This window comes from Streptococcus pseudopneumoniae (genome assembly GCF_001072665.1).
Lineage (GTDB): Bacteria > Bacillota > Bacilli > Lactobacillales > Streptococcaceae > Streptococcus > Streptococcus pseudopneumoniae_S.
In genome coordinates, this window is record NZ_JVJI01000112.1 from 53827 (window position 1) to 65708 (window position 11882).

The 11882-nt window shown below is 40.5% G+C and carries 14 protein-coding genes and 1 pseudogene; all 15 read right to left on the reverse strand.

Annotated elements, in window-relative coordinates:
* Positions 1-2: 2 nt before the first annotated feature.
* The gene (locus ADH52_RS06695; protein ID WP_001061596.1) at positions 3-341 is read right to left on the reverse strand and encodes a zinc ribbon domain-containing protein YjdM; all 339 of its coding nucleotides are present in this window, start codon (positions 339-341) and stop codon (positions 3-5) included.
* A 207-nt stretch (positions 342-548) separates the two neighbouring features.
* A complete protein-coding gene (locus ADH52_RS06700; RefSeq protein ID WP_049510669.1) occupies positions 549-1067 on the reverse strand; it encodes a Dps family protein in 519 nt (172 codons plus the stop codon).
* Between the two features lie 160 nt (positions 1068-1227).
* Positions 1228-1633 (reverse strand): annotated as a pseudogene (locus ADH52_RS11015) (ATP-binding cassette domain-containing protein); the annotation flags it as partial.
* A gap of 72 nt (positions 1634-1705) precedes the next feature.
* Positions 1706-2464: a triose-phosphate isomerase gene (tpiA, locus tag ADH52_RS06710; protein WP_000087893.1), complete on the reverse strand. Its 759-nt coding sequence runs from the start codon at positions 2462-2464 to the stop codon at positions 1706-1708.
* A 97-nt stretch (positions 2465-2561) separates the two neighbouring features.
* Complete coding sequence (locus tag ADH52_RS06715) at positions 2562-3239, reverse strand: DnaD domain-containing protein (RefSeq protein ID WP_049510671.1); 678 nt, start codon at positions 3237-3239, stop codon at positions 2562-2564.
* An 8-nt stretch (positions 3240-3247) separates the two neighbouring features.
* Positions 3248-4192, reverse strand: a complete 945-nt coding sequence (gene metA, locus ADH52_RS06720; RefSeq protein ID WP_049510673.1) for a homoserine O-acetyltransferase MetA — start codon at positions 4190-4192, stop codon at positions 3248-3250.
* Positions 4193-4480: 288 nt separating this feature from the next.
* A complete protein-coding gene (locus tag ADH52_RS06725; RefSeq protein ID WP_049510674.1) occupies positions 4481-4993 on the reverse strand; it encodes an adenine phosphoribosyltransferase in 513 nt (170 codons plus the stop codon).
* Between the two features lie 85 nt (positions 4994-5078).
* Positions 5079-5837 carry a class I SAM-dependent methyltransferase gene (locus ADH52_RS06730; RefSeq protein ID WP_049510675.1) on the reverse strand — a complete coding sequence of 253 codons (759 nt, stop codon included), beginning with the start codon at positions 5835-5837 and terminating at the stop codon, positions 5079-5081.
* Positions 5838-6324: 487 nt separating this feature from the next.
* The gene (gene rplA, locus ADH52_RS06735) at positions 6325-7014 is read right to left on the reverse strand and encodes a 50S ribosomal protein L1 (protein ID WP_001085675.1); all 690 of its coding nucleotides are present in this window, start codon (positions 7012-7014) and stop codon (positions 6325-6327) included.
* A gap of 97 nt (positions 7015-7111) precedes the next feature.
* Positions 7112-7537 carry a 50S ribosomal protein L11 gene (gene rplK / locus ADH52_RS06740; protein ID WP_001085807.1) on the reverse strand — a complete coding sequence of 142 codons (426 nt, stop codon included), beginning with the start codon at positions 7535-7537 and terminating at the stop codon, positions 7112-7114.
* A gap of 122 nt (positions 7538-7659) precedes the next feature.
* Positions 7660-8376 carry an LD-carboxypeptidase LdcB/DacB gene (ldcB, locus tag ADH52_RS06745; RefSeq protein ID WP_049510676.1) on the reverse strand — a complete coding sequence of 239 codons (717 nt, stop codon included), beginning with the start codon at positions 8374-8376 and terminating at the stop codon, positions 7660-7662.
* Positions 8377-8378: 2 nt separating this feature from the next.
* Positions 8379-8849, reverse strand: coding sequence for an HIT family protein (locus tag ADH52_RS06750; protein WP_049510677.1), 471 nt, complete (start codon positions 8847-8849; stop codon positions 8379-8381).
* A gap of 1 nt (position 8850) precedes the next feature.
* A complete protein-coding gene (locus ADH52_RS06755; RefSeq protein ID WP_049510678.1) occupies positions 8851-9888 on the reverse strand; it encodes a M42 family metallopeptidase in 1038 nt (345 codons plus the stop codon).
* 97 nt (positions 9889-9985) lie between these two features.
* Positions 9986-11311 carry a branched-chain amino acid transport system II carrier protein gene (gene brnQ, locus ADH52_RS06760; protein WP_049510679.1) on the reverse strand — a complete coding sequence of 442 codons (1326 nt, stop codon included), beginning with the start codon at positions 11309-11311 and terminating at the stop codon, positions 9986-9988.
* A 170-nt stretch (positions 11312-11481) separates the two neighbouring features.
* Positions 11482-11769, reverse strand: a complete 288-nt coding sequence (locus ADH52_RS06765) for a rhodanese-like domain-containing protein (protein WP_049510680.1) — start codon at positions 11767-11769, stop codon at positions 11482-11484.
* Positions 11770-11882: the final 113 nt, after the last annotated feature.

Here is an 11882-nt window from a genome sequence, read left to right on the forward strand (position 1 = left end):
GCTTAAATTTTCTTCACAAACTCTGATTTGAGTTTCATGGCACCAAAGCCATCAATTTTACAGTCGATATTGTGGTCGCCTTCTACGATGCGGATATTTTTCACGCGCGTCCCTTGTTTCAAATCTTTTGGCGCACCTTTTACTTTCAAGTCCTTGATGAGGGTTACAGTATCACCGTCAGCCAATTTATTCCCGTTGGCATCGATAGCAACAAGGCCCTCTTCTACATCTGCAACTTCAGCAGGATTCCACTCATAAGCACACTCTGGGCAAACCAGTAGGGCACCGTCTTCGTAGACATACTCTGAGTTACATTTTGGGCAATTTGGTAAGTTGTTCATGGTTTCTCCTTATCATCATTCACTATTCTTTGAAAATCAAAATTTCTCGAACAGCAACTATTATACCTTAAAATCAGCATTTTGACAAATGAGTCGCCGGAGAAGCAAAGAAAAAATCATGTAACTTTGTCTGCTACATGATTTTTAAAAGATAGTTTATCATGAGTAGTGATACAGAAACTCATGATAGAAAGGGATGCATTTATCTTACAAACCAGGTGCTTGTCCAAGTTCTGCCGCAAGCATCCAAACCGTTTTCTCAAGTTCAGCTTTAGCACCAACAAAGATATCGTTTGTCACATCATCACCTTCTTCATCAGTAACATCCAAAGCTTTTTGGAACAGAGTGATGAGATAACGATAAACATCTAGGACACGTTCCAAGCTTTCTTCAACACTACGGAATTCTCCTTCTTCTTCTTCGATTTCACTATGTTGAAGGAATTCTGTCAAAGTAGAGAATGGGCTGCCACCAAGTGTAATCAAGCGTTCGCTGATTTCGTCAAGATAGCCATCAAGGCTGTCCATGTATTCATCCATTTTTGGATGCCATACAAGGAAACCACGACCACGCATGTACCAGTGCACTTGGTGCAAGGCAACGTGGGCTACGTATAAATCAGCAACAGCTTGGTTCAAGACTTCCTTTGTTTTTGCCAATGCTACTGGCGCTGCTTTTGTTAATGATGTTACGTCTTTTACTGCTTCTTTTTTCAATTCTACCATTTTATTTTACCTCATTCATTATTATTTGTAACCACTTCTTAATGATTACTACCTTAGTATACTACTAAGTAAAACCAATAGCAAGCCAAATGACTCACATGAGAAAAGTTGCAATAGACTGATAATTTAAGAAAAGTTTGACATTATTTTATTAGCTGATTTAATCAGATTGGCTTGAAAATTGGCTATGGTAAAGATCATAATAAAAAACCTTTCGCTTGGAGTACACTTTCGTGATTTCCCTGCTAAATAATCTGTCCATCCTTAAGAACGAGAATCTTATTTGCTTCTTGAATGGTCGAAAGGCGGTGTGCAATGACAAAGCTGTTCCTTCCTTTCATCAATCGTTTCGTGATTTTTTGAATCAAGAGTTCCAAACGGGTATCAATAGAGGAAGTCGCTTCATCCAAAATGAGAATTTTAGGATTGTCTAGGAGAGCACGCACGATGCTCAACAGTTGTTTGTGCCCGAGGGAAATATTTCTTGACTCTTGATTCATCTCTATATTATAACCACCAGGAAGAGTTCGAATAAAATGGTCTACATTTGCTGCTTTGGTGGAAAAAAAGAAAGGACGATATTTGTCCTTTCTCGATTTTAGTTTTTCTTCAACCCAATAATGTTGATAAAGAGTCGATTATTTTACAAAGTCAAGCAATGCCAAGAAGCTTTCAGCTTCAAGTGACGCACCACCAACAAGGGCACCGTCAACGTCTGGGCAAGCCATGTATGAAGCAACGTTTTCAGGTTTAACAGAACCACCGTATTGAACACGAACTTTGTCTGCAACTTCTTGACCAAAGTCAGCAGCTACAACGTCACGAACAACTTTACACATTTTTTGTGCGTCGTCTTGTGAAGCTGATTTACCAGTACCGATAGCCCAGATTGGCTCATAAGCGATAACTGAGGCAGCAACTTGTTCAGCAGTCAATCCAGCCAATGCAGCAGATACTTGAGCACCTACAAACTCAGCAGCTTTACCAGCTTCGTAAGTTTCAAGTGACTCACCACAACAGATGATTGGAAGCATACCGTTTGCAAAGATTGCTTTTGCTTTTTTGTTGATATCTTCGTCAGTTTCATGGAAGTAGTCACGGCGTTCTGAGTGACCGATAACAACATAGTCAGTACCGATTTCTTTCAAAACTTGTGGGCTTGTTTCACCAGTGAAAGCACCTGCATTTTCAAAGTAGCAGTTTTGAGCAGCAACTTTAAGGTTTGAGCCTTTTGCAGCAGCAAGAACAGTTGTCAAATCAAGAGCTGGAGCTGCGATACCTGCTTCAACAAGATCTGATGAAGGAAGTTTTGATGCAACTGCTTCAACAAATGCTTTAGCTTCTTCTGGATTTTTGTTCATTTTCCAGTTACCAGCGATAAATGGTTTACGTGACATTTCACATACCTCTTTTTTCAATTTATTTTCTATTTATTTTATCACAATTAGACACAGCTTGCAAATCTTACTCGGATTTCAAGCTTGCTTCCAATGATTAATCCTTCCAGAGATCCATAGCATTTCTGAAATCTGTAGATACCTGTGTCAACTGAGGATTGCTTGCTTCTCTCTCTGCTCGTTTAGCCTCGATTTGAGCCACACTCTTGACACCTTCATGGCGCCAGTTTCTTAAAATCGCCTGAATGTACTTCCAGTTTGGTTTTCCATTCAAAACCGCTTCACGAAGAGCTTCCTTAATCAAGTCAGCACTGGTTCCATCTTCCTTTAGTGTCTTGGTCAAATCCTCAATCTCAAAAGGCGTCAACAAGCGCCCCAACTCCTGTTGGAAGGTTTCCACCAAATCCTTGAGTTGATTTTGAGGTGTCAACTGATCTGAATTCGAATGAGCAACTCCAAACAAGTCATCCAAACGTTCCAAAGCTAAACTAGCATCAAAAAGCAATTCGATTTCACCATTTAATTCGATGGTTCGATACTGAAGCAGTCCCCTCTCCGTCAGATTGGAAATGGCCTGATTGACATCCGAAATCTCCTTGCCAATCCTTTCAGCAATCTGGCTTGGCGACATTTCATCCAAGCCTGTCGTATTTTGCAAATAGAAAAATTGCCAGACCAGAAAATCGTCGCTAGAAGGAAAGAGTTCCTTAAAATGCAAGAGCAGGGCACTCGGTAAAACCAAGTTCCCTGATTTAAAAGCGTCTAAATATGTCATAATTCCTCTTATAAATACCCAAATGCGGATGCATCATCTTCTATTTTTCTCCAGTCAAAAGGGGTTTCCTGATAGACCGCATAATTCACCCAGTTACTGAAAAAGAGGGCTGCTGATGAAGACCAACAAAGACAAGGTGTCTGATTAACATCATCATCCTTAAAGTAATTTTCTGGAATATGTGGGTCTAAACCTGCATCACGATCCCTAAAATACTCTTTTGCCAAGGTATCACGGTCATACTCCAAATGCCCAAAACTATAAATTTCTCGTAAATCCCGACTGGCCAAAATCGAAACCCCAACCTGCGGGCCCTCTGATAAAATCTCAAGATTGGTTTTATTTAAGACTTCTTCCTTAGAAATCTCCGTATGCCGAGAATGAGGGGATACGTAGCTATCGTCAAATCCTCTAAAGAGAAGATGCCCTTCCTTTAAAGTGTCCTGAGGATAGATACCCGATAACTTACTGTCCATCTGGTGTTTTTCCACTCCATAGCGAAGATAGAGTCCAGCCTGAGCTCCCCAACAGATATGAAGGGTCGAATAGACATGGGTCTTAGACCACTCAAGCACCTGGCTAAATTCCTCCCAATAGTCTACTTCCTCAAATGGTAAATGCTCAACTGGTGCCCCTGTGATAATCATCCCATCAAAATACTCATCCTTGACTTCTGGAAAAGTTTTATAAAAGGTCTCCATATGCTCTGCACGAGTCGTCTTGGAACGGTGACTCTCCATATAGAGAAAGTCTATGTCCAATTGCAAAGGAGTGTTTGCTAAATGCCGCAACAACTGGGTCTCTGTGACCACTTTTTTGGGCATTAGGTTTAAAATCAAAATTTTCAAGGGACGAATATCTTGGTGGGCCGCACGTTGATCATCCATGACAAAGATGTTCTCTGTCCGTAAAATCTCAACAGCTGGCAATTTTTTATCAATTCGAATCGGCATAACCCTCTCCTAACTGTACTCTTTCAGGAATCATTGCATATGTTTGAAACTCTTCGAAAATCAAATTCAAACCGCGTCAACGTTGCCTTGCCGTACTCAAGTACAGCCTACGGCTAGTTTCCTAGTTTGCTCTTTGATTTTCATTGAGTATGAAACTAAATCTCAAACACTTAGTCCTTTTATTATACTGCAAGAAGATATAGTTTTCAATTATAGTTTTTCTCTAACTAGCTATAGTCTATTTTTATATCCTAATGTAGAGAAAACAGCCCTAGGGACTGTTTTTCATTAATAATGCATAAGAACTTTGTAATCGTAGTCACCGATTTTTTCACGGCCGTTCAAGTCATCCAATTCAACAAGGAAGGCACAACCTGCTACAACACCACCAAGTTTTTCAATCATCTCGATGGTTGCCTTAACAGTTCCACCTGTTGCCAAGAGGTCATCTACGATAAGAACACGTTGACCTGGCTTGATGGCGTCAGCATGCATAGTCAAGGTATCAATACCGTACTCTTTTTCATAGTCAGCAGAAATGACTTCGCGTGGCAATTTACCTGGCTTACGAACAGGCGCAAAACCAATTCCTAACTCAAAGGCAACTGGGCAGCCCACGATAAAACCACGAGCCTCAGGTCCCACAATCATATCAATTTTCTTGTCAGTCGCATACTGAACAATTTCACGAACAGCATAGCTGTAAGCATTCCCATCAGCCATCAAAGGACTGATATCACGGAAGGTAATGCCTTCCTTAGGATAATTTTCAATTGTTGCAATGTAATCTTTTAAATTCATCTTTTTCTTTCTTTCAAAGTTTTTACTCTCTATTATAGCATATTTTTTAAGAAAGAAAAAAAGAAAAGTTAACTTCAATAATTATCTAACGATTTGACGATTTATAACTAGCCATCGCAATAAAACCCAATTTCTGTTTATTCTTAGCAAACATTTTATACATAGTTAAAAACTGCTTTCTATTCTCCTTTTTACAAGCATTTACGCAAATTTTCAACGTTCCTAGCCAACCTTCGTCATAAATCATACCTGATAATTTCATTAATGTCATTTCCCCAGTCAATACTTTCACATCACGATAACCTGATTCTATCATCACTTGCTCCCAACCATCTTGAGTTAAGGGACCTACATTTACATGAATTGCTTGTGATAATTCCTGTCTGACAGACTCTTTAGCTTCCTTAAGAAGCACATCATGTGTCAAGAGAAGGCCTCCAGGTTTTAAAACCCTTAGATATTCCATTACACATTTTTTCTTAGCTTGATCGGCTTGCATAGTCAGCATAGCTTCATTTATAACAATATCAAAACTAGCATCTTCATAAGGAAGTTTCATTGCATTGGCTCTTTCAAATCTGATCAAATGACCAACACCTGCCGTTTCAGCAGATTTTTTAGCCACTTCTAAGGCTTGTCCATCCATATCAATAGCAGTTATTTTGCAACCAAAACGCTGTGCCAACTCAATTGCTGTAGTTCCCCTATTGCAGGCAACTTCTAGTATTCTCTTTTCTTTTGAAAATCCTCCTTCCGCAATTAACCAATCTGTGGCACGTTTTCCACCTGGACGTAAGCGTTTTTTCCCCAGTTTTGCTAAAAACTTATGACCTGCTTCTGACATTTGAACACCTCTGTTTTTTCTTCATTATAACATAAAATGATATTGTCTGACAATTCTAATCTATTATTTGATAAACTAGAATCAAAAGCATACAAGCTGCCATGACTATAGCATAAATCTATTAATCACCTCTCTAGTTCTAATTCAATTGCTCACGTAGTTTACGCATATAGGTTACGACAACATATTTGTACTTTAGAGTTGCTGGCCTCCTTATCCGCTATCTACGCTTTACTATTACGTGCCTATTCGTATAGCCAAGATTTCTCTATCTCTTTCTCTGCCGATTATTATTTCCAACGTCAGACTTAAACAGTCTATCCTAATGCCGTTCGATCAGCTACTCACAATAGTCAGGCTTGGGAATCACTTTTGGGTTTACTAGTATATGGTACCCACAGAGGACTTACACCTCAGATGAACGAAATGCCCGTCGTAACTAAAAAAACGAGCACTTTCGTACTCGTTCTCTGATATAAACTACTGATTAAAGTGAGTTTACGTCAACTTTGATACCAACACCTTGAGTAGTTGTGATAGTCAAGTTTGTTACGTAAGTTCCTTTAGCTGTAGCTGGTTTTGCTTTTTGGATTGTTTCGTTGAAAGCTTTGAAGTTTTCAACCAATTTTTCAGCTTCAAATGATACTTTACCGATGATTGCTTGAACGTTACCTGCACGGTCAGCACGGTAAGTGATTTTACCACCTTTAGACTCTTCAACTGCTTTAGCAACATCCATAGTTACAGTACCAGTTTTAGGGTTTGGCATCAAGTTACGTGGCCCAAGGACACGTCCAAGACGTCCAACAAGAGCCATCATATCAGGTGTAGCGATAACTACGTCGAAGTCCAACCAACCGTCGTTGATTTTAGCAACAAGGTCATCTTCACCAACAAAGTCTGCACCAGCAGCTTTTGCTTCTTCAGCTTTTGCACCACGTGCGAAAACAAGAACGCGTGAAGTTTTACCAGTACCGTTTGGCAATACCATTGCTCCACGGATTTGTTGGTCAGCTTTTTTAACGTCGATGTTCAAGTTGTAAGCAACTTCTACAGTTGCGTCAAATTTTGCAAAGTTAGTTTCTTTTGCAAGTGCTACAGCTTCTTCTACGCTGTATGCTTTTGTGCTGTCGATTTTCTCAAGAGCAGCACGAAGTTGTTTGCTTTTTTTAGCCATTTTCTATTCTCCTTGTAAGTGGTTCAATCGATTTTCATCTCCCACGTCACTTCTCGAAATGATGAAGTCTTGCGGGTTATATTGGGGGTGTTATTGATTAGTCAACAACAGTGAATCCCATAGAACGAGCAGTACCTTCGATCATACGCATTGCAGACTCTACGTTTGCTGCGTTCAAATCTGGCATCTTAGTTTCTGCAATTTCTTGTACTTGTGCACGAGTAACTGTAGCAACTTTTGTTTTGTTAGGTGTACCTGATCCTTTTTCAACACCTGCAGCTTTTTTCAAAAGAACAGCAGCTGGTGGTGTTTTAGTGATAAAAGTAAATGATTTATCTTCGTAAACTGAGATAACAACTGGAATGATCATACCAGCTTGGTCAGCTGTACGAGCGTTGAACTCTTTTGTGAATCCCATGATGTTGATACCAGCTTGACCAAGAGCAGGTCCAACCGGTGGAGCTGGTGTAGCTTTACCAGCAGGGATTTGCAATTTTACAAGTTTTTCGACTTTTTTAGCCATTTTTAAATCCTCCTTTGTGGTTTTGGCGGTAATTAAAGATTTTTACCTCCCACAAGTATGCTTTACACATACTCATCTATTATACACTATTTATCTGGAATTGCAAGAGAAAAGTTTATTTTTTAATCGACGTAATCTCCACCTTCAAAGCCGAAATACTCTTCCAAACTGAGGCCACTAGCTGCAATCTCTTTAGCCTCTTTTCCGACATAACGAAGGTGCCATTCCTCAGCCATATAGCCTGTTTCCTTTTCCTTACCTTTAAGATAACGGACAACAAAACCATAATCAGCCGCATGGTCCAAGAGCCATTGGGCCGCTTTTTCTTCTGTCACCAAATCACCATTTGTCCCAATCACATCAAAGGCCAAGCCTGTCTGGTGCTCGCTATAGCCAGGGCGGGCAGAGTAACGGTCTGCTGCAGCCTTTCCATCTTTATTGACATAATCTTGATAGAGGTTAGTCTGAGTCTCGTAACTTCTAAAACCACTGTATTGATCACTAATTGGGAAGCCTGCCTCTTGCATCGCTTTGATGAGTTTGACCAACTCAGCCTTGGCTGTTGGATTTTCACCTGGATTGTAGTTTTTCGATAATGGATAGTGTTTATTTGCTACGATAATTTCATCGTATTTCCCTTGGATACTGTAGTAGTCACCCTTATTAACCACTTCTGCTTTTTTCTGGGTAGCTTCTTGAGACTTATTTCCGACTGTTCCATCAACTTTGGCTGTTTGTTCTGTCTTAGCTGCTCCATCTTCATTTTTTGCTTTTTCTTGTGAACAAGCTGCTAGACCCAAGGCTAGCAAGGCTGTCAAGATAAGGTATCTTTTCTTCATTTCTACTCCTTTATTTCTAATAGGTTGTCTACTTCTGGCGATAAACAATTGACTAATTTTTTAATCTCATCCGGTTTTGCTTGGCAGGTTTCTGCTGTCATTTCTTCAAAGGGAACCCACCAGACTGGCCCACGCCCCTTGAGACCGTGACCATTCATGTCACCTCTTCGTCTAGGAAAAAGATGCCAATGAAGATGGGCATCACCATTTCCTAGCAGTTCGATATTCATTTTCTCAGCAGCAAAGGCCTTAGCAACCGCCTCTTGGACTAAACTCATTTCCTCTAGAAAACGGATTCTAGTTTCCTTCTCTAAATGATGCAATTCGGTGACATGTTCCTTGGCTAGAAAGAGACTATAGCCTGCAAAATACTGGTGGTCTCCAATCACAAGATAGCCTGTTTCCAACTCTTTGACAAAATAGGGATTTTCTCCCTTCTTGATGAGTTCAATTCTCTGGCAAATCAGGCACATATTAGTCCACCAACGTGCTCTTAAGGTAAGCATCCACCATACGCTCTGTTGCAACCACCGAGTCAATATGGGTACGCTCATAAGAATGACTAGACTCGATACCAGCACCGAGAAGGGCGTGTTTGACTTCTGCCCCTGCAGACATAGCTGCTGAAGCGTCCGAACCATAAAATGGATAGATATCCAGCTTAAATGGAATATCTTGCTCTTTAGCCAAAGCAACCAAGTGTTGACGGAAGTCATAGTGATAAGGTCCAGAAGCATCCTTGACACAGATAGACACTGTATCTTCGTCTGTTTGCTGGTCATCTCCCATAGCTCCCATATCCACAGCCAGATATTCTACTACCTGAGCAGGAATGTTAGAATTAGCACCGTGTCCCACTTCTTCAAAGACTGAAAAAGCAAAATGGGTTGTTACTGGCAATTCAATCTTCTCTTCCTTATAAATACGAAGCAGGTTAAGCAAAATCGCTGCGCTGACCTTATCGTCCAAATGACGAGACTTGATAAAACCTGTCTCTGTCACGACAGTTCGTGGGTCAAAGCTGATAAAATCACCGACCTCAATACCAAGAGCACGAGTTTCTTTTTCACTGGTTACTTTTGCATCCAAACGCACTTCCATATTGTCCTGCGTGCGTTCTGCAGTTCCTGCATCCTTATAGACATGGCAAGAAGTCTGGTGGATGAGGATGGTTCCTGATACTTTTTCACCTGTGCTAGCCACATGAACGGTACAGTTTTCTCCTTCAATCATGTTCCAAGGGAAACTACCGATACGGTCCATTTTGAGACGGCCATCTGATTTGACAGCACGGACAATAGCACCCAGCGTATCCACATGGGCAGTCACATAGCGATGCTCCTCATCATTTTGACCTTTGATGGTCACATTGACACCACCCTTAGCTGTGCGAACCGGCTGGTAACCAAAACCTTCTAGAGTCTTGACTAAATAGTCCGAAATCTCCCGAGTGAAGCCCGTTGGCGACGCAATGGCTGTCAGTTCTTTGATATATTCTACTGTTTGATTCATTTCTTCACCTCTTTTGCTACCTATTATAACACATTTATCATCGGATAAAAAAAGAAAATCACTCCTGTAGACTTGGCTACAAAAGTGATTTTAGTGATTATTCCATTTCAAAAACATCGCTTTCTTGCTTGTTTGGTAGAACCAATGAGAGCAAGATTCCAACAATGGCTGGTACCAACCATGGGAGTGATGCTTTAGCAAAAGGAAGAGCGTTGACAAAGTTTGCAAGAAACTCAACCTTAAACGAGCTTCCTAGTACGCTTGCAATGGCAATAGCTGTAACCACAGCAATTGTCAATTGCATACCAGGTTTTGAAAGGGCAACAAATTTGTTGACAATGACAATCATAACGATGGCAATCGTGATTGGGTACAAAATAACCAGTACTGGAATTGAGTACTTGATAATCGCATCAAGACCCAAATTAGCAATAGCAAAGCCAATCAAGGTAAAGGCGGTCGCATAAACCTTGTAGCTGATTTGCGGGAAGCGTTCATTAAAGAACTCAGCTGTAGACACAATCAAACCAACTGTTGTTGTGAAGCAGGTTACGGTAACCATAGCTGCAAGGAAGAGTTGAGCTGTTGAGCCAAAGATTTCTTGAGTGGCTTGTGACAAGATGTAAACACCTGGTGTTCCACCCTTCATCGCTTCAGCTGGTACTGGGAAATGATTTCCAAGGAAACCTAAACCAATGTAAAGAGCACTGAAGGCAAGGGCAACAACGATACCAACCACCCAAATAGTTGAAATGTATTCTTTCTTACTTGAAAATCCAAGTTGTTTCAAGGTTTGAACTGCGATTACACTGAAGGCAACTGAGGCAAGGGCGTCCAAGGTATTGTAACCTTCTAAGAAACCTGTACCAAAGGCAGAAGCTTGATAAGCAGCTGAAGCAGCTTGAGGACTTGTTCCACCGTATTTAATAGCTCCTAAAACAACCAAGATAACAATCAATATTGCAAAGACTGGTGTTAAAATACGGCCGATACGGTCCAAGATTTTTGATGGATTAAGCGAAATTAGATAAGCTGCTGCAAAATACAGAACTGTAAAGACAATCAAACCAAGACCTTTATTGGCATCCGACAAAAGAGGGCTAATCCCTACTTCGTAAGCTGTTGTAGCTGTACGTGGGATAGCAAAGAATGGACCGATTGACAAGTAAAGGACTGAGAGGTAAAGAGTCGCAAACCAAGGCGCTATCTTTGTTGAAATCTCGTAGATATATCCTTTAGGATTTAGCGTTCCAATAATAAGAGTCAAGACGGCGATACCGACGCCTGAAAAGACAAAACCTGCGATAGCAGGAAGAAAATGTTCTCCAGATAGAGCACCTAGAGAAGGCGGAAAAATCAAGTTCCCCGCACCAAAAAATATTCCAAACAGGAGTAAACCTGTTAGGGCACCTTTTTTAGCCATGAAAATCTCCTTCATATTTATAAAATACTGACCTAGTATATCATGAATAGGAGTATGAAAAAAGCTTCACGAAGTAAATATTGAATGTTTTCAAGATTCTTAAAAATGAGAATTGTCTAAAAATAAAATCCCCTACCCAGTCCACACCAAGTAGGAGAAAATTCTAATGTTTACAGTTCTTCAAAGGCCATCATGCCACCTTGGACATTGATAACCTCATAACCTTGTTCTGATAAGAATTGGCAAGCACGCGCCGATCTCATTCCAGATTTACAAATAACATAATGTAACTGGTCCTTGTCCAATTGATCATAAGTATCAGCTAATTGACTCAGAGGAAGATTCTGGGCACCTTCTAAACGAAGAGCTTCAAACTCATCCACTTCTCTCACGTCTACTAGAGAAAGTTGGTCATTTTGGTAAAGCTGGTAAAATGCGTCAAAGGTTATTTCTTTCATTTTTTTCTCCTAATACTCTTCGAAAATCAAATTCAAACCACGTCAGCGTAGCCTTACCGTACTCAAGTACAGCCTGCGGCTAGCTTCCTAGTTTGCTCTTTGATTTTCATTGA